Source organism: Chryseobacterium sp. GW823-FHT05E08, assembly GCF_058795655.1.
In genome coordinates this window covers 177,360-194,991 of record NZ_JBXAHY010000007.1, presented here as the reverse complement: position 1 = coordinate 194,991, position 17,632 = coordinate 177,360, and the positions used below count along the sequence as shown (strand labels likewise).

At 34.2% G+C, this 17,632-nt stretch carries 18 protein-coding genes; 15 read left to right on the top strand and 3 right to left on the bottom strand.

Annotated features, from left to right (window positions below):
* The first annotated feature begins 5 nt into the window (after positions 1–5).
* From AC1Q7L_RS20280 to AC1Q7L_RS20240, 9 genes are read left to right on the top strand one after another with little or no spacing between them, the layout of a single operon-like run.
* Positions 6–1,412 (top strand): T6SS phospholipase effector Tle1-like catalytic domain-containing protein, encoded by a 1,407-nt coding sequence (locus tag AC1Q7L_RS20280; RefSeq protein WP_492307517.1) that lies wholly within the window; start codon positions 6–8, stop codon positions 1,410–1,412.
* Positions 1,413–1,422: 10 nt separating this feature from the next.
* Positions 1,423–1,728: a hypothetical protein gene (locus tag AC1Q7L_RS20275; protein ID WP_492307518.1), complete on the top strand. Its 306-nt coding sequence runs from the start codon at positions 1,423–1,425 to the stop codon at positions 1,726–1,728.
* A 37-nt stretch (positions 1,729–1,765) separates the two neighbouring features.
* Positions 1,766–2,809: a hypothetical protein gene (locus tag AC1Q7L_RS20270; RefSeq protein ID WP_492307519.1), complete on the top strand. Its 1,044-nt coding sequence runs from the start codon at positions 1,766–1,768 to the stop codon at positions 2,807–2,809.
* Between the two features lie 33 nt (positions 2,810–2,842).
* Entirely contained in the window at positions 2,843–3,334 is a 492-nt protein-coding gene (locus tag AC1Q7L_RS20265; protein WP_492307520.1) for a DUF4280 domain-containing protein, read from the top strand.
* An 11-nt stretch (positions 3,335–3,345) separates the two neighbouring features.
* Positions 3,346–6,030: an OmpA family protein gene (locus AC1Q7L_RS20260; protein ID WP_492307521.1), complete on the top strand. Its 2,685-nt coding sequence runs from the start codon at positions 3,346–3,348 to the stop codon at positions 6,028–6,030.
* Positions 6,031–6,038: 8 nt separating this feature from the next.
* Positions 6,039–6,860 carry a hypothetical protein gene (locus AC1Q7L_RS20255; RefSeq protein WP_492307522.1) on the top strand — a complete coding sequence of 274 codons (822 nt, stop codon included), beginning with the start codon at positions 6,039–6,041 and terminating at the stop codon, positions 6,858–6,860.
* 4 nt (positions 6,861–6,864) lie between these two features.
* Positions 6,865–7,515: a hypothetical protein gene (locus AC1Q7L_RS20250; protein ID WP_492307523.1), complete on the top strand. Its 651-nt coding sequence runs from the start codon at positions 6,865–6,867 to the stop codon at positions 7,513–7,515.
* 23 nt (positions 7,516–7,538) lie between these two features.
* Positions 7,539–8,192: a hypothetical protein gene (locus AC1Q7L_RS20245; RefSeq protein WP_492307524.1), complete on the top strand. Its 654-nt coding sequence runs from the start codon at positions 7,539–7,541 to the stop codon at positions 8,190–8,192.
* 49 nt (positions 8,193–8,241) lie between these two features.
* On the top strand, positions 8,242–8,595 hold the full coding sequence (locus AC1Q7L_RS20240) for a hypothetical protein (RefSeq protein ID WP_492307525.1): 354 nt from the start codon (positions 8,242–8,244) through the stop codon (positions 8,593–8,595).
* A gap of 154 nt (positions 8,596–8,749) precedes the next feature.
* Here AC1Q7L_RS20240 and AC1Q7L_RS20235 read toward each other — a convergent pair whose 3' ends face one another.
* Positions 8,750–10,540, bottom strand: coding sequence for an endonuclease (locus AC1Q7L_RS20235; protein WP_492307526.1), 1,791 nt, complete (start codon positions 10,538–10,540; stop codon positions 8,750–8,752).
* 403 nt (positions 10,541–10,943) lie between these two features.
* On the opposite strand from AC1Q7L_RS20235, the gene AC1Q7L_RS20230 reads away from it, so the two are divergent.
* Positions 10,944–11,729, top strand: coding sequence for a T9SS type A sorting domain-containing protein (locus AC1Q7L_RS20230; protein WP_492307527.1), 786 nt, complete (start codon positions 10,944–10,946; stop codon positions 11,727–11,729).
* Positions 11,730–11,849: 120 nt separating this feature from the next.
* On the opposite strand, the gene AC1Q7L_RS20225 is transcribed toward AC1Q7L_RS20230, so the two are convergent.
* The gene (locus AC1Q7L_RS20225) at positions 11,850–12,377 is read right to left on the bottom strand and encodes a DUF4136 domain-containing protein (RefSeq protein WP_492307528.1); all 528 of its coding nucleotides are present in this window, start codon (positions 12,375–12,377) and stop codon (positions 11,850–11,852) included.
* Positions 12,378–12,382: 5 nt separating this feature from the next.
* A complete protein-coding gene (locus tag AC1Q7L_RS20220; protein WP_492307529.1) occupies positions 12,383–12,562 on the bottom strand; it encodes a C1orf53 family protein in 180 nt (59 codons plus the stop codon).
* Positions 12,563–12,602: 40 nt separating this feature from the next.
* On the opposite strand from AC1Q7L_RS20220, the gene AC1Q7L_RS20215 reads away from it, so the two are divergent.
* The 5 genes from AC1Q7L_RS20215 to hemL all read left to right on the top strand — a co-directional run bounded on the left by AC1Q7L_RS20215 (position 12,603) and on the right by hemL (position 17,623).
* Positions 12,603–12,929 carry a hypothetical protein gene (locus AC1Q7L_RS20215; protein WP_492307530.1) on the top strand — a complete coding sequence of 109 codons (327 nt, stop codon included), beginning with the start codon at positions 12,603–12,605 and terminating at the stop codon, positions 12,927–12,929.
* 414 nt (positions 12,930–13,343) lie between these two features.
* A complete protein-coding gene (locus AC1Q7L_RS20210; protein ID WP_492307531.1) occupies positions 13,344–14,252 on the top strand; it encodes a 1-aminocyclopropane-1-carboxylate deaminase/D-cysteine desulfhydrase in 909 nt (302 codons plus the stop codon).
* Between the two features lie 16 nt (positions 14,253–14,268).
* Positions 14,269–15,327 carry a glucosaminidase domain-containing protein gene (locus AC1Q7L_RS20205; RefSeq protein WP_066755970.1) on the top strand — a complete coding sequence of 353 codons (1,059 nt, stop codon included), beginning with the start codon at positions 14,269–14,271 and terminating at the stop codon, positions 15,325–15,327.
* A 15-nt stretch (positions 15,328–15,342) separates the two neighbouring features.
* Positions 15,343–16,317, top strand: a complete 975-nt coding sequence (locus AC1Q7L_RS20200) for a hypothetical protein (protein WP_492307532.1) — start codon at positions 15,343–15,345, stop codon at positions 16,315–16,317.
* 22 nt (positions 16,318–16,339) lie between these two features.
* Positions 16,340–17,623 (top strand): glutamate-1-semialdehyde 2,1-aminomutase, encoded by a 1,284-nt coding sequence (gene hemL / locus AC1Q7L_RS20195; protein ID WP_492307533.1) that lies wholly within the window; start codon positions 16,340–16,342, stop codon positions 17,621–17,623.
* Positions 17,624–17,632: the final 9 nt, after the last annotated feature.

Here is a 17,632-nt window from a genome sequence, read left to right as displayed (position 1 = left end):
GAAAGATGCACAATAATAAATTTGGAGATTATACACCAGAAGAAACCAAAGAGGAGGTCTTAGACATTACTCTCGGGATGTTTTTTGACGGAACCCTGAATAACAAAACCAATACCATCGAAAGAAGGGAAAAAACTGATGCATACAAGAAAAAAGGAGGAAATCCTACTGATAACAACAGTTACAATAACGATTGGAGCAACGTAGCGCGTTTGTGGGACAATTACGATAAAAATTTTGGAATTTACATTGAAGGAATCGGTACAGATGATAAGGAAAAAGATTCAATGTTGGGCTACGCCTTTGGAACTGGGCCTACCGGAATCCGCGGAAAAGTAAAAAAAGGCTGTGAAGAGATTGTGAAAAAAGTGAAAAATATCAAAAACGCAAAAAAAGCAGATAAAATTGCGGTACTTACTTTTGATGTTTTCGGTTTCAGCCGTGGTGCGGCGGCGGCCAGAAATTTTGTTCATGAAATTGGTAAATCAAAATACAAAGCAACCTCAAGAACCTATTCAAGCGAAGGAATGAGTGTTACCGTTCTCTCCGACAGCGACGGAGTGGAAGGTCAGGATCTTCCAAAGTGGGGACATTTAGGATTAAAACTTCAGGAAGCCGGAATTGTAGTTGATGTTTTAAAAATCAGATTTTTAGGAATTTACGATACCGTTTCTTCTTATTCTAAAAACTTTTCTGCTACACCGAATTTTCACAATGATGTGGAAGAATTAAGCTTAAATGATATCGGAAGAGCACAAACCGTCATTCATTTTGTGGCAGAAAACGAACACAGAGAAAATTTTGACCTTACCCACGTGCATGTAGGTACAGAAAGAACATTTCCCGGCGTACACTGTGACGTTGGTGGAGCTTACGAAGACGGAACCGAGAGTTGGGAAGAAATTGAAACATCGTGGACAACCAGCACAAAATTAAAAGAATTAAGAAGTCAGCTTATCGCAGACGCCTGGTATAAAGAAGATCAGCTTAAAATTAACCCCGGTTTTTATTTAACATTATCGGGATCACGTGATTTAGTAAAAAGATACAGCTATGTTCCATTGCATTTTATGGCAGAACATGGCGTTCAGAAAACGGTTCCTTTAACCATCAAAAAACTGACTGATGAAGTGTATTCTATTTCAGAAGATCCATTGTTGGTAAGGGTAAAAGACCGCCTCAGATCTTACGCGATGGAAAATGGAAAACAATATACCTTCAAAAGATATAAAGACGTTGAAAATGCATACGGAGGAGCATCAATTCCGGAACAGAAATATGCAGATTATCAGAGAGAAATGAAGGAGCAGGATGATTTAAGAATTCTTAGAAATAAATATCTGCACTGGTCGGCAAGAAGAGAAGGTATTGGAATGGATCCAACATCAGACAGAGTGAGAGTATTGCATTAATTTTTATTACATGAGAAAACATCTAGTTGTAAGGGTTGCATTATTGTTAATAGGCTTTTTGTCGATATATATTTACGATAATTGGGATTCTTGGTTTAATCCTCAGCAGGTTAATATAGGAGGAAACAGCGGAATGTCAATTCCCATGGATCTTGTTTTGAATATTTGTTGGATGGCGATATGGTGTCTTTTGCTTTTTATAGAATTAATAGTGAGCTTTTTTACATCCAGAAATAAAGAAAATAGAGTTACAAATATAATATTGATCATGGTGGGCATTATTTTACTCGCTGTATATATTTTCAGTATTAAATAAAATCTGAGGATAAAATATTTATTTGCAAATCATTTATATGCAGAAATTTAACAAACATATCGTCCAGAAAAACGAAACTTTAAAAAGTGTTGCTTCTCTGTACAAAATATCCGAAGATGCTTTAAAGTCATTTCACAATAACAATTGCGGTGTTAAGGAGATGATTTTGATAGATTTTACCGGTCAGAAAGAGCTTTTTATTCCAAGAACTGCGGTAATTGATAAAAACAGATTAGTAAAGTTCGATCACGGAAACAGATTGATTTTTCAACCCGAAAATTCATTCAAAAAATATGGTGTTATCATCAGTATTGAAAATGGAAACAACAAAAATGAACTGAAATATGAAGCCACAGTACGTTGGTTACGATCAGAAAAACAGTTACATTTTTTTGAAATAAACAGGATTTCGAATCTTTATTTAAATGAAGAAGAAGTTAATGAAATTGCAGATTTATTAGCCTATAAAACCTCAAAAGTTTTGTATCCTTTACAGGTCAGTGTAGATCAGCAAGGGAAATTTAATGCTGTGGAAAATCTTTCCGTATTCAATGAAAGATGGAATGATGTTAAAGAAGAACTTTACAAAGAATTTGACGGAGAAACTGTAGACGAATATTGTCTTAAAATAGAAAAAACGATAAGCGAACCCGATGCCGTAAGCTTATTAATGAAAAATGATTATTTCCTGAGAACTTTATTTCTCGGAGTATATCAAGGTTTTGGTCAGAATTTTAATATCAATGGAAATGAAAGTTTCCCGATTGTGAATAATCCGGTAGAACCAAAATATCAGATTGAGTTGGAGATTGATCCGCTGAAAGACGAATATGACCTAATAAATATAGAAGGAAACGGAACATTAAATGAAGACAGAAGTTCTTACGATTTTATCAACGGAGCCCCTTTTTCCTTTATTGTAGAAGAAAATCCTGTGATGAATAAAGACGGATCTTTTAGAATCCAATATTATTTAAACGGAAAAACTTCATTCCCCGAATCATTGTATTTAGAATGCGATATCATGCTGAAAGAGAGAAAAAAAATCTCGGTTGTTGTAGCAAGTATCGATGAGAATTAAAAAATATCACACAGATAAAAAGAGTAAAAAATTATGGCAGAAAAACATATTGTAGTACAAGGTGCTATGTGCAAATGCCAATTCGGGCAAATGCCTGATAAGTTAAAAGTGCTTTCGCACAAAAAAGAATATGCAAATGACAAAAGCGCTTCCAAAAAACTGATTGTCACCACAAAAGAAATCGGAGCTGCTACATTTGAGAAAAATACATTCGGAAATTGCCCCAAAATGGGAGCTCCGCCACCGCCGTGCAAAATTATGGTCACCGAATGGCAAAACTTTTATGATAAAGTACAGCTCAGTAATGGAGGATTTATCATTTTAGAAGACAGTAAGGCCGTTTGTGCCATTGCAGGAACGCCATGTATCGAGATCATTGACCATGGACAGAGAGCTGAAGCCAGTGAGCAGAATTTTAAAAATGCGGATCCGGATGTGCAGCAGCAGATCAATCCGTTGGTAGATTCAGAGAGTATGTACAAAGAACAGCCTGCTTTCAAAGGTGGAAAAGATGGTGTAATATAAAGAAAAAACTGATGGCTAAAGGAGTAAAAAAAATCAAGATTATAAAAGGTAATTATTATCCTAAAATGTCTGTTGTAGGTCAGAGATTTACTATTGTGCCCAATCAGGATGTAACTTTTCAGGTTGCCGAATGGTTGCCGGATACCACTGCCGAAGAAAAAAAGAAGCCCGTCATCTGGACGAGACAGACTAACGATCGCAAAATTATTATCTATCAGGCTCCATCTACCAATGGGTATAAATTCTTTATTGATAAACAATATTGCGGAAGCTATAATTACTATATCGAAGCCAGTCTTTCCGGGAAAAGAGATACTAAAAACAATGTTGGTTTATATGTAAAAGGTTGGTGCGAACCCAAAATTGTCACTAGCAAATGGACAACTCAAAGAGGAAGCAAAACAAGCATTAAAAATAAGGACAAAAACAATTATATTTCCTATGGACACCTCGTTTACCTTAATCTTACAACAGAGGGACTTAACGGAAATAATCTCACGATAGAGCTTTGGAACCAGCAGGCTGCAAAAAAAGATAAGGTAGTACATGTTTATACCGATGTTCAGGTAATTGATGGTGAGGTTAATTTAAAAATAGAAAATACCTATTCTTGGATGGCGCATGTAGACAATATCCAAAACGTAGAAGAGTTTTATATAAAAGTAAAGGACAGCAGTTCGGGCAAGTACATTAAAGATAATCTGGGTGATGATCTTCATGCCATTTATCTGAATGTAAAAAATAAAGTCATTACTACAAATGCCAATGTCAGCAAAAATCAAACTCCTACCAAAGTATACAAACCGGATGTAAATGCCCAAAGGTATGAACCGTGTAAATTTGAAGTTATAAAAATTTCAGAAAACGATACAAAAGAAGGAAAGGCAGTCGTTACAACTGTTCCGGTATTCGAAAACGGGAAAGGATTAAGAAAAATAGCAGGACAGGTTCTTGAAGAAAAAATCTACAGAACAATTTATTATAAATTTGATTCTACGGTAATAGATAAAGATGGTGAAGCTGTTCTTAATAATGTATTGAAATTCCTTTTAGAGCATAAAGATTCTACGATCAACCTAAGCGGTTATGCATGTGTTATCGGAAAAGAAAATTACAACAAAGGTCTTTCACAAAGAAGATCAGATATTGTGAAAAAGTTCTTTGCAGATGGCGGATTAGATCCCAGAAGAATTATCTCAGTCGGAAAAGGAGAAATAGATCCTACCGATGATAAATTGGGACGAGACAATATTAAATATAAAAATGAAAAGGATTATGAGACCAATAGAAGAGTTGATATTTCGTTTACATTCAATGCTCATGATGCCCACACGATTATTTATGAAGTAGTTGCACCAAGTAAACCAACTGCTTGGGATAAGATTGTTGTACCTGTAAAAAAGGAACTAACCATAGATATTACGGGTTATGATACAAAAGCTTGTTTTAGAGGAAACAATAAGCACAAAAAGCAAAGTTACATTGTAGATGTAGGTCAGGCAATAGATAGCGGTGATACCAAAAAAACATTTGATACGCCTTCTTTCAGTTATCCTATATATTCGGATTTAACGAGGTTTACGATTAATCCTATAAAATATATTTGGCCATCAGCAACCAATCCGAATCAGTTTCATTTGCATGTTCATAGCTGTCGATTTTTTAGTAATGACAAAAGAACGACGATCTTAATCAACGCTTATCCGGACATCAAATGGGAGTTGGCATTTGAGTTTTTAATAAATGTCTCCAATTATAAAGCGACCAAAATGCCTCCGGGTAATATTTATGCCAAGCATCAGGAAAAATCAAGAGAAGCTGGCTATAAAAGATGGAGAATGAATGAAACGGGAAAAGTCCCGATTTCAATCGGAGTTGGATTAGCTGCTGAATGGAACGGCGGTGTTACCAAAAGATCTTTTACCAATGAGTTTTCTGATAGAATTCAGCTGGCAGCCAGTTTTATTGCCCGTGTTATAGGAATTTTGCAGGATGTCATTAATTTTGCTCAGAGTACAGCTAAAACTACAGGAATTCCCGTAGCTTTTGATATCAGATATCCAAAACTGACTTTTGTAGGAAAATGGTATTTGGAAAGACAGGGAACTAACAAGGTATTAGGAACTACAGGAGAAATTAATTTAGGATTAAAACCTATCATTGGTGCAGAAGTCATTATAGATATTTTGGGTTGTGCAATCACGGCATTGTCGTATGGATTAACTGGAAACCCTGCGGCAGCTAAATTAATTGATAAATTCAGAAAAGGAATTGAAAAAATTGGGGGAGCTGTTACATTCACAGGAACTTTTTATGGTGAGCTGGAGATCGAAATGGAAGCGCTTAAAATTATTGGCGGCAAAGTAAGTATTGACGGTAAAACCACTATTGGCGGTAAAATGGGCGTGAAAATTGTACTCGCCATTGAAGTTGGAGGTAAATTTAATTCAAATAAACAAAAGAAAATAATTGACTTTAGAGCGGAAGCCAGATTAGAAGGTGAAGCTTTCTTCGGCGGAGATTTCATTATCAATTCTGATGATAAAGGATTGTATTATCAACCTGTTATAAAATTTTCGGGAGTGATTATTACGGGAACGGTAGAAGGTGAAGTAGGCTGGTGGAAAAGCAGTTTTAAAATGGAAGAAAAGGCTTTGGATAAATCAGAATATTATTTTGAAAAACATTATATTTAATTATAAAAATGGATAAAATACAGAATCCGTACTATCATTTAAACGTTAACTCATTCTGCGCAACAGAAGTTTATGTAAACGATGTACTTGTAGATGAATGGAAAGGAGAACAAACGGGTGGAAACGAAAGAAACATGGTAATGGCACCCATTAATCATGTTCTTTTGCAAAGCGGTAAATATAAAGTGGTGGGCAAAATGTCTCCCAAACATGGAGAGCATTTGTTAACCGAAGAAAATTCATATCTTGGTATTGATCTTTTTGTTGCTGATGCCGACAATATTAAGGAAACACGGGTTTCATTTGGTCCTAAAATAGAATCACCATGGAATGGTCTGAGTTCAAATATCAGATATCCTCATTTTGAAATTGCAACAGAGATCGAAGTAGAACTTCCTTTTGTATTGGATGGATGGCAGAATTCTGTTAACCTAAAAGATATTCCTGAAAAAGAACTTTTTAATGAAGTTTATACTTATTATTGGAAGATCAAAGAAGTGTTGGAACAGCATGATTTTAATAAATATTTAGAAATGTCCGCTGAAAAGAGAAATCTTCAGGAGCAGGCATTTTATTTTTCAGAAGACAGGAAAAAAGATTTTTTAGAAGGCGGTGTAGAGCTGTTTTCTCAAAAATTACCCGTTGAAGAATTAAGCCGTGAAAATGTAAACATGGAAATTATGGGCGATGGAAAATTGGTACGATTAATGAGAAAAGACGGTACTCAGGCATTACAATTCAAGAGCCCTGATCTTGAGGAACAAAGTAATGTAGAATTGGAGGTGAAATTACACATGAGATCCAGACAAAACGGATTAACTATTATCTAGCAGCATGACTTTTTTTGGATTCTTTGTCGTTTTAATCAATATAATTTCTTTATTCATCGGATATAGAATTTATAAAAAATTACGCAGCAAATCACCCGATAAAAAGGAAGGAGGCATCATAGAAAAAGGGTTTGTTCTTTTCTTTGTCTGTCTTTTAATGATTTGTATCAATACAATGACTTTTGTGTCCTCATACACCTTTATTTGGGAGAAAACATACAGAGCTTATGTTGAATTAAAATATGAAGCAACGGTAATCGGTTATAAAAAAGAACTTGTGAAAACGCAAAGTTTCAAAGGATCTTCTTATTACGATCGTCCGGTATTTTTCCCAAAAGTTAAATATAGTAATGAGAACGGACAAGAAATCATAAAAACATTAGACTATACCACCAATAAGCCTTTGAAGATAGGCGAAAAGGTTAAAATATCAGATTCAGAATCTCAAGCAAGTGCCAATGCCTTAGAAATTAATTGGATTATGCTCTTTTTTACCTGCATTTTCACGGCTTTGGCAGGATTTTTTGCCTGTTTGCTATTCACCTATATTTCAAACAATGATTTGAAAAAGAGAATTCGGTTGTCGATGTGGTGCGGAGCAGGGATTTTGATATTTAATGGTTTATGTACTTTATTACTATATTTTAAAAATTAATACAATAGATTAATACAAATATTATGAAAGCAAAACATTATGGATTATTAATTTTAATAGCATTAGTAAACCTTTGCTGTGAAAGTAAATCCTTTGATTTAACATCGGTTTCTTTAGGAGAAGATGCTAAAAAATACGATTTTGAAAATAAAAATATTTTTCTAAAGGATGAAACTCCTGAAAAAAGTGTGATCCAGTATTATGCCGATGAAAATAAAAACGTAACCTATGGCAATATCGCTTTAGATCAAAATTTAGGAACCAGAATTACGGTTTATAAAAATAAGGTTGCTGCGATACAAACCCATGCAGATCCCAAATATTCTCTACAGTTTGTCGATAAAATTTTAAAAGGAAACGGAAAACCAACAACCCAAATTACCGATAAAGCGCATGTAGATGCAAAGGCTTCCAAGCAGATATTTACAAATCTTAAAAATCAATTTCCAAATGATGTTGTCTGGATCAAAAATGAACCGGATACATTTCAATATCCAACTTCTTTCTTTTGGGACAAGGATAATTCTTACTATATATTGAGTATTTCTATAGAATCTGACGGTACAATTAAAAATCAGTACTTATCTGTTACAAAAGATGCTTATAGAAATAATGTAGTTTTTGGACTGAAATATCCTGCTCCAAAAGAATCTCCATGGTATAATTACATGAAATAAAACCTAAAATTAATCTAATTTACTAAATCTAATAACCAAATTTTTAAAAATGAAAAACCTGTTGATTATTTTCAGTTGTTTAATGGCTTTAAGCTGCAGTTCACAAAAAAACGAAGATCCTAAACTTATCGGCAAATGGGAAGGAATGCTTAAAGATTTGGAAACGACAAACACAATGGGAAAAATTGTTTTAGAATTTACAAAAGATGGAAAATTTATTCAGTACGTTGGTGAAGGAAAAATGCAAAATTCACTGGAATCAACTTACACGGTAAAAGATCATAAAATAATCGCCGTCGACAAAGCAACCAATGAAAAAGACGAAACAGATTATGTAATTAAAAACGATACTTTAACAATTGTATATCAAGGTATCGAAAATAAATACGTAAAACTTAAGTAATATAGAAGAAGAAAACTAAAGTTAAAAAGACTTCCCTTATCAAAGAGAAGTCTTTTTTTTGTCATTGCGAGGAGCGTAAGCGACGAAGCAATCTCAATAACAATTTTATCATTTATCCAGAATGACAAAGATGAATTTAATTTTTTCTAAATTCTTACTGCACCACAAATTTCAAAGTAGTATTATCCAGTTTTAAAATATAAATTCCCTGTTCTAAATTTTTAATTTTAAGCGAATTTCTACTGTTTTTAAAAGGTTGATAAATTGTCTGCATAACTTTTCCCTGCAAATTATAAATCTCAGCTTTTTTAATATTTTGAGTTTCACCTTTTACAAAAATCTCCTGATTAGAAACAGGATTTGGATAGATCTGCAAATCATTAATTTCAGCTTTTTCCAAAGAAGAAACATTCTGTTTCGCCGTTCCTGAATAACAAGTCCAGTTTAAATTATCAATTGCAACTCTGTCACTTGATGAATTATTTTCTAAACTCACCACCACATTTCCTGAAACATTAATATTATTGATCGTCGTCGTCGCAACCGTCGCACTGTAAGGAATAGTACCCACCGTTACGCCATTCACCACCACATTAAAAGTTCCATTACTTCCTGTAAATTTCAACTGAGTTGTTACCGTCAAAGAACTAATTCCATTATCTGAAGAACTAGATTTTAACGAACCATCTCTTACCGTGATCGCTTTCGTAGAAATTGTTTGATCTGTTCTGGAGTCTGTTGCTGTCCATGTAATTCCTCCATTTGTCCACGTTCTTGTTGAATAAGAAGCACTGCTTGCCGGAATGGTTTCAAAAGTTTCATTCACACAATTAGTTGATGGAGTAGAAGTTCCGGTATTAGTTGTTCCTGAAACAGTCGAACTGTTTGTTGAAGAATTTCCTGCGGCATCTTTTGCCACAACATAGAAGTTATAAGTCGTAGAAGGATTTAAACCTGAAATTGTTGTTGAGGTTGAGCTTACCGTAGTTTTCAGACTTCCGTTCATGTAAACATTGTAAGAAGCAACACCAATATTATCTGTTGAAGCATTCCAAGAAAGAGATATACTGTTTGAAGTTTTTGATGGAATAGTTAAACCCGTAACAGTTGTCGGAGCCTGTGTATCAGTCGAAGGTTGCTGAGAACCCCAAATCTGATTTGCATAAGCTGGATTGTCAATAAACGGATTTCTGTTTCCTTGATAAGTATAAGAAGCATTGTTCCTATTAATTTCAGCCTGAGAAACAGGATCTTGATTATGCCAAGCCAGTAAAACATTCAGTTCCCAAGTCTGCAATCCAGGAAAAGTGGTACTTCCCAACATATTTCCTGTAGAAAAAGTAGAAAGTTTACTTTGATAACGCGTCACGAAATAGAAAATCATACGTGCAACATCACCTTTAAACTCGTCAATCGGCTCAAAAACCGTCCCAGCGTATCCTGAAGACACAGAATTTCCAAGCTTAGAACCATTTTTAGAAGTAAAAGTTGCAGTTCCCACTTTCCCGAAAGGATAATTGCTTCTCATTCCGTTCACTTTTCCGTCTGTAGCTCGGATGAAATTGATATCAGAAACCATTGGAGAAGCTTCATTAAACAAGCTTTGTGGAACAATATGCTCACGGTTATAACAGTTTCCTTCCACCGAATAGGTTCCACACTGATTGGTTCCCGGCGTAAATTTATAAGGATCGGTTCCGGTTGGTTTTTCAGAATAAATATCTAAAATTGAACCGTCATTTTCATAATTTTTGTCGATATCTGTGGTTTTGTAACCTGTCCATAATCCGCCGTAACCTTTATCTTGATGCCCGTTGGTGATAATGGTGCTCAATGCAGTTTTCAGAGATGCTCCAGTCAATCCGTTTGCCGAATTGTAATATCCTGCAGGCGCCTGAGCGCTGATAGATCCTGAGAATATCAGAAATAAGATAATTTTTTTCATATAAATATAATTTGGTCAGTAAGATTACTACATTTTTATGAATAAAAAATTACGTTATTGTTAATTTTAATAGGCAATGCATTAGATTTTAATTAAAATAAAACTGTTCTGAAAATTGTAATTTTTGGGTTGTTAATATTCACATCAATAGGAGCGGACTTTAGTCCGCTTATCTTAAATATGTACCATCAATTTGGCTTTAGCCAAAACTTAAAAATAAAATATTAGAAAACATTTAATGATTCAAAAAGAAGCATCAGTGAATTATGCTTATCAATTTCATAATATTACGCATGATATAATTCATAAATAATTAAAATAAAATTGTTTTCTATACTATTTAATAATAGCTATTTTTGTTTTATTATTTTTATTTAGAATGATTAAAAATTTACAATTTAAAATGAGCCTTCCATTGATAGGCTTTTTATGCACTTCATTCGTTAGTGCCCAATGCAATGCTCTGGATAGTTTTTCGGAGAATTTTGATACGTACGCTTCACCAAACAGTATTGTTCCTAGTTGCTGGGAAAGAATTGCTCTGAACGGGGCAAGTCAGATCATCTCGAGTACACAGCCCGCTTCGGGAACGAGCCAGATCTACCAATTTGGCTATGGTACAGGAAAAGTTTCGCTTGTGATACTTCCAAAACTGACGAACGTTAACAAAGGAACGCACCATTTCAGATTTAAAATGAAAGCAAATTCTGCTGGGTTTTTAGAATTTGGTTACATGACAGATCCTGCGGATGCGTCTACGTTTGTGGTTTTAGAGAATATTACTATTACAAATACGACGTATGACAGTACTTCTGAGAGAATTTTCACGGTACCAACATCAGTTCCTTCAACGGCGAGATTAGCGATTCGTAATCCGGGAATATCTTTTGCCGGACATTATTGGGATGATGCGGTTTGGGAACCGATTTCAACAAATTTAGGAACGCATGAAACTGTTTTAAATAAAGTGAAAACTTATCCGAATCCTTTTCATGATGTAATTAATATTTCTGATATTAAGGATGTGCAAACGATTACAATCAGCGATGCTGTTGGAAGATTAATAAAAACTATTGAAAAACCTACTGCTACATTACAGTTGGGTGATTTAGATTCAGGAGTTTACTTTATTACTCTTCAATATAAAGACGGAAAAAATACATCGTTCAAGGCGATAAAAAATAAATGATTTTTATATTTTGACTGAAGGAAGGCTGTTGACGATTGTTGGCAGCCTTTTTATGTAAAAGAAAAAGCCAACACAAAAACTTGTATTGACTTTTATATATTTGATTGATTTAAATCTTAATTATTTTCTCTGAGGAGGATAATTTTTCATAATCTCTGCCACGATCTCAGGAATCTGTCTTTGTTTCGCTTTAGGAGAATCAACGGAAATTCCGCTTCCGATTCCTTGCCAAACTAATTTTTGAGATTTTGCATCTACAAGATCAACAATAATTGCTCCTTCGTTATAGTTACTCGTCCAGGTTCTACTCATTCCAAGACCCCATCCGAAAGATCCGCCCCAACCGTACATTCCGTAAGGTGATCCGCTGTTAATATCTGTAACTTTCTTGTGGTTTGCTTTTACATTGACGATCAAATCAGGATTTTCACCCGATTGAAGTCCTTTGGCTTGTAGTTGTCTAGACAATTCGTTCAACACTCTGTCTTTATCAATATCATTCAGCTTCAAATCATCAATTCTTATTTTATAAGTCTTATAAGAAGTGAAATTGGCAGTTTCGGCGTAGTCTGAACGCACTTGAAAAGGACTACAAGACGTTAAACCCAAAGTAGCCGCAGCTAACAAAATAAAAATATATTTTTTCATTTTATTTATTTTTTTTTATCGTTTTTAATGAATGTATCGGTCTTTTTATCGTATCCGTAAGGACAATGTCTACAGCCACTTTTACAGCAATGTCCTCTTTTCAGATGAAATTTTTCCGTAAAAACCTTGTACCCTTGCTCATTGTAGTAAAAGTCTTCACCTTCTTTGATGTCAAAAAGTGCCATAAGTTAAATCTCTAAGTCAAAAAACTTTATATTTGTTATCATGATAATTGTGTGCCAAAAGCCATTAAAAAAACTTAAAATTAATGGCATCGCTCTTTTTCCCTTTATCTTCGTTAGGAAAACCGAAGATAAGGAAAATAAAATACTTATCAATCACGAAAAAATCCACCTCAGACAGCAGTTGGAAATGCTTATTGTTTTCTTCTACATTTTCTACGTCATCGAATATTATTACTGGTTTTTTAAACTAAAAGACAGCTACCAAGCCTACAAAAGAATCTCTTTCGAAAGAGAAGCCTACACGAATGAATTTGATTTAAATTACCTCAAAAAAAGAAAATTCTGGAGCTTTAGAAAGTATTTGTAATTAATTAGGAATTAGGAATTAGGAATTAGGAATTAGGAATTAGGAATTAGGAATTAGGAATTAGGAATTAGGAATTGATTTTGTTAAATGACAAAACAGTATTTCGAGATCAATAGGAACGGGCTTTAGCCTGTTTGTGATAAATAGGCAATCCTCTGGCTTTAGCCAAAACTTAATATTCAAACACAAATAAAACACAAACATCTGTGCAAATCAGTGAAATCTGTGGGAGAAAAAAATTCAACGCCACTTTTATCGTTCTGTAGGAATTTAAACAATCTTTTTAATTACAAAATGTAGATTCCACACTCCACTTCGTTCCGTTTTGAATGACAAATCTCATGTAAAGTGAAACGCGCTTACAAACTTAAAAAAAACAGTATTTTTGTTCAAAATAAATATCATTTAAGAAGAATGTTATTACAACCCCCAACAGAAAAAATCCCCATTCAGGAAATTCATATCAATAAAAACATAAAACTTTTCATTAAAAGAGAAGACCTCGTTCATCCTCAGATTTCAGGAAATAAATATTGGAAACTTTTCCACAATATCAATAATTATGTAAATCAAAATCCTGAAAAACCTTATATCATAACCTTTGGCGGAGCATTTTCAAACCATATTTCTGCTGTTTCTGCCGTTGGGAATTTAGCAGGAATTCCAACTTTGGGAATCATTAGAGGAGAAGAATTAAAAGATAAATGGCGTGACAATCCAACTTTAGTTTTCGCAAAAAGAAACGGAATGAATTTAAAATTCATCACCCGCGAAGAATACCGAAATAAAGAAAAATTATCAGAATTTCTACAGCATGAATTTCCAGATGCGCTAATCATTCCGGAAGGCGGAACCAATGAAGATGCCGTACAGGGCGTAAAAATGATGCTGAATAACGAAACAAAAGATTTTGATTATCTTTGCACCGCAGTTGGAACCGGAGGTACGATTGCCGGGATTTCCAGATTTTGTGAAGATAATCAGAAAGTTATAGGTTTTAAGGTAGTTGACGATTCTTCTCTGGAAAATAAAATTTCAGAATTAACCTTAAAAAGAAATTTCAATCTAATAGATTCAAGTTTTGGAGGTTATGGTAAAATAAAAGATGAAAACATCCGTTTTATCAATGATTTCAAGGAGAAATACGGAATTCCGTTAGAACCGATATATACAGGAAAAATGATCCAGAAGGTTTTTGAACTGATTGATGAAGAATATTTTCCTGAAAACAGCAAGATCTTGTGCTTCCACACGGGTGGATTACAAGGAATTGAAGGAGCAAATTTGCTCTTAGAAAAACAGAATAGAAATTTAATTATATAAAGTAAAATTGAAAAACATGAAAAGACTTTTCTTACTAATAAGCCTTTTAGTTTTATCAAAATTCTCGGCTCAGACTTGGGCTACTGAAGACCAATACATCCAAAAATTCGCTCAATATGCAGTGGAAGAAATGGAAAAGTATAAAATTCCTGCTTCTATTACGCTTGCTCAGGGACTTCTTGAGACTGGTGGTGGACAAAGCAGATTGGCTCAGGAAGGTAAAAATCACTTCGGAATAAAATGTAAAGAAGATTGGACGGGGAAAACCATGAAACATACAGATGACGCTCCCAATGAGTGTTTCCGTGTGTATGAAGACCCAAGACAATCTTATGAAGATCATTCGATATTTTTATCAACAAGAAAATATTATACAGGGCTTTTCAATTTAGACATGAAAGATTACAAAGCATGGGCATATGGTCTGAAAAAGGCTGGCTATGCAACAAATCCTCGCTACGCATCTATCTTGATAGGTAAAATTGAAAGATATAAACTTTATGAATTTGATAATACAAGTTCTAAAGAAGTTTTGTACGCAGTTCTTAAAATGTATCCTGATTTAAAGGATGACAGGTCTTTTATGGCAAGATTAGAGCCTTCAAAATTTGTAAAGAAAGATAAAGATCCTGTTACAGTAAATGTTCCTTACAAGCAAACTTCTTTCGCTCAACAGCAGAAAAGAGTGGAAAGAATCAAGACAAAAGCTGAAATCCTTAATTCAATTTTAATTAAAAGTCATCCAAATGACGGTTTAAAATATATCATTATTCCTGAGGACACGAATGTTCAATTCATTGCAAATAAATTCAAAGTAAGCGAAAGCAAACTGACCAAATGGAATGAGTTGGAAAGCGATGTTTTAAAGAAAGACGAAATTGTTTTCCTTGAATCTAAAAACTCAGATGGAAATACGGCAACTTACAAAGCTCTTTCAGGAGAGGATATGCATGATATTGCTCAAAAATTCGGAATCAAATTACACAAATTGTACGCAAAAAACAGAATGGATGAAGGTCAGCAACCATCTGCAGGACAGTTAATTTATCTGATAGACAAAAAACCTAGAAACTAATACTCAACCCAAACCATGAAAATAGTAAATGTGAATTTTAAATATCTATGGATATTTTTAGTTTTCATATCGTGCACCCTTTTTTCGCAAGAACAAAAATATATTCCCTTCAGAAGAGGAAATTTATGGGGATTGTGCGATGCTAACAAATTTATTGCCGTACAGCCACAATATTACAGCATAAGTTGGTACGATGAATTTGTCAGGGGTTTTCATGCTGAACAAAACGGTAAGTTCGGAATAATTGACAGCAATGCTACAATCATAATGCCTTTTATTTCTGATAAACCGATTACTATAAGTGGTGAAAATTATCTGGTTTTCGATGGTTTTGACTATTATAATTATTCCATAAAGACAAAGATGAGGCTTGACAAATATATTGAGCCTGAAAGGCATCCAATCAATGATCGCGGGTGGGGAACAGGTATTACTACTCATATAGAAGAGCCAAAAGAGATTAAATTAACTTGGGACGATCTTGATGATGAAGATTTAGAAATGATTAAGCCTTACGAAGATGAAAATGCTTATCAAATCAATTTTAAAGCTAATTTCCTGGAAATTGTTTCTAAAGATTCGCATATAGGAATTTATATTCCCAAGATCAAAAGAATGTATAAAAGTACATCTGAAATTGCTTATGTTGGATGGCAATTCTATAACGGAAAACCTTACATTCTTACAACAAATTTATCTAACTTATTTGGATTAGCTGATGAGAATTCTAATCAGGTTTATCCGATTAAATATACATCAATAGGTTTAATTGATGGTTCAGGATTAGTTGTTCTTTCTGAGCCTGATCAAAACGATCCAAATAATTTAATATTTCAAACAATTTTCCCCAACAATAAAATCTTGGAAGGTCAATTTTTTCCAGAAGGAAATGTCTGGAGAAACGGACATACCTTTAGACTGTATTATAAAATGGTAAATGGTTTGAGAAACTATGCAGGAGAAGATGGAACCCCTTATTTCGAAGGGTAAAATAATAAAGAAAAAATAGAAAATGAAGTATCAAAGAAGTTCAGCTTTATTCGATGAAGCTTACAAATACATTCCGGGAGGGGTAAATTCTCCTGTTCGTGCATTCAAATCTGTGGGTGGCGTTCCTGTTTTCATGAAGTCTGCAAAAGGAGCTTACCTTACAGATGCTGATGACAACACTTATATCGATTACATCAATTCTTGGGGACCGGCTATTTTAGGTCACACTCATCCGGAAGTGTTGGAAGAATTAAAAATTCAGGCAGAGAAAGGTTTCTCTTTCGGTGCTCCGACAGAACTGGAAACTGAAATTGCAAAATTCATCGTAGAAAACGTTCCGAATATCGATCAGATCAGAATGGTTTCTTCAGGAACAGAAGCTTGTATGAGCGCGGTAAGACTGGCAAGAGGTTTTACGGGAAGAGATAAAATTGTGAAATTTGAAGGTTGTTATCACGGTCATTCAGATTCATTTTTGATCAAAGCGGGTAGTGGTGCAGCTACTTTTGGAAACCCAAATTCTCCAGGAGTAACGGAAGGAACGGCAAAAGATACTTTGTTGGCAAGATATAATGATTTTGAGCAGGTTCAGGATTTATTCAGACACAATCAAGGTCAAATTGCAGCCGTAATTATCGAGCCTGTTGCTGGAAATATGGGTTGCGTTCTTCCTGAAAATAATTTTCTTCAAAACTTAAGAAAAATCTGTGATGAAAACGGAGCTTTATTGATTTTCGATGAAGTAATGACAGGTTTCAGACTGGCTTTCGGAGGTGCTCAGGAATTATATAATGTAAAAGCTGATTTGGTTACTTACGGAAAGGTAATCGGAGGCGGACTTCCGGTTGGTGCCTTTGCAGGAAGAAACGAAATTATGGATCACTTAGCTCCAAAAGGCGGAGTTTATCAGGCCGGAACATTAAGCGGAAATCCTTTGGCAATGAGAGCAGGTTTAAAAACGCTTCAATTGATCAAAAACGATGAAAATTTCTTCAGTAATCTTAATAAGACAACAGAAACCTTAGATTTTGAAATCGGAAAAATTTTAAATGAAAAAGGAATTGCTCATAAGATCAACAGAAAAGGTTCAATGATGTCTGTTTTCTTCCATGTTAATAGAGTTTCTAATTTTGATGAAGCACAGGAAGCAAATCATTCATTATTTAATAATTTTTTCCATCAAATGTTGACAAACGGAATATATCTTCCACCAAGTGGATATGAAACGTATTTCATCAGTGATGCAATTAAGGATAAAGAAATTGATATGACGCTTGAAGCAGTCAGAAAATTTGATTTTTCTTAAAATTAAAAT

What these genes read in the sequence shown, in the direction of transcription:
- AC1Q7L_RS20280 (WP_492307517.1), top strand. Translation starts at nt 6, where the DNA reads ATGCACAATAATAAATTTGGAGATTATACACCAGAAGAAACCAAAGAG.
- AC1Q7L_RS20275 (WP_492307518.1), top strand. Translation starts at nt 1,423, where the DNA reads ATGAGAAAACATCTAGTTGTAAGGGTTGCATTATTGTTAATAGGCTTT.
- AC1Q7L_RS20270 (WP_492307519.1), top strand. Translation starts at nt 1,766, where the DNA reads ATGCAGAAATTTAACAAACATATCGTCCAGAAAAACGAAACTTTAAAA.
- AC1Q7L_RS20265 (WP_492307520.1), top strand. Translation starts at nt 2,843, where the DNA reads ATGGCAGAAAAACATATTGTAGTACAAGGTGCTATGTGCAAATGCCAA.
- AC1Q7L_RS20260 (WP_492307521.1), top strand. Translation starts at nt 3,346, where the DNA reads ATGGCTAAAGGAGTAAAAAAAATCAAGATTATAAAAGGTAATTATTAT.
- AC1Q7L_RS20255 (WP_492307522.1), top strand. Translation starts at nt 6,039, where the DNA reads ATGGATAAAATACAGAATCCGTACTATCATTTAAACGTTAACTCATTC.
- AC1Q7L_RS20250 (WP_492307523.1), top strand. Translation starts at nt 6,865, where the DNA reads ATGACTTTTTTTGGATTCTTTGTCGTTTTAATCAATATAATTTCTTTA.
- AC1Q7L_RS20245 (WP_492307524.1), top strand. Translation starts at nt 7,539, where the DNA reads ATGAAAGCAAAACATTATGGATTATTAATTTTAATAGCATTAGTAAAC.
- AC1Q7L_RS20240 (WP_492307525.1), top strand. Translation starts at nt 8,242, where the DNA reads ATGAAAAACCTGTTGATTATTTTCAGTTGTTTAATGGCTTTAAGCTGC.
- AC1Q7L_RS20235 (WP_492307526.1), bottom strand. Translation starts at nt 10,540, where the DNA reads ATGAAAAAAATTATCTTATTTCTGATATTCTCAGGATCTATCAGCGCT.
- AC1Q7L_RS20230 (WP_492307527.1), top strand. Translation starts at nt 10,944, where the DNA reads ATGAGCCTTCCATTGATAGGCTTTTTATGCACTTCATTCGTTAGTGCC.
- AC1Q7L_RS20225 (WP_492307528.1), bottom strand. Translation starts at nt 12,377, where the DNA reads ATGAAAAAATATATTTTTATTTTGTTAGCTGCGGCTACTTTGGGTTTA.
- AC1Q7L_RS20220 (WP_492307529.1), bottom strand. Translation starts at nt 12,562, where the DNA reads ATGGCACTTTTTGACATCAAAGAAGGTGAAGACTTTTACTACAATGAG.
- AC1Q7L_RS20215 (WP_492307530.1), top strand. Translation starts at nt 12,603, where the DNA reads ATGATAATTGTGTGCCAAAAGCCATTAAAAAAACTTAAAATTAATGGC.
- AC1Q7L_RS20210 (WP_492307531.1), top strand. Translation starts at nt 13,344, where the DNA reads ATGTTATTACAACCCCCAACAGAAAAAATCCCCATTCAGGAAATTCAT.
- AC1Q7L_RS20205 (WP_066755970.1), top strand. Translation starts at nt 14,269, where the DNA reads ATGAAAAGACTTTTCTTACTAATAAGCCTTTTAGTTTTATCAAAATTC.
- AC1Q7L_RS20200 (WP_492307532.1), top strand. Translation starts at nt 15,343, where the DNA reads ATGAAAATAGTAAATGTGAATTTTAAATATCTATGGATATTTTTAGTT.
- hemL (WP_492307533.1), top strand. Translation starts at nt 16,340, where the DNA reads ATGAAGTATCAAAGAAGTTCAGCTTTATTCGATGAAGCTTACAAATAC.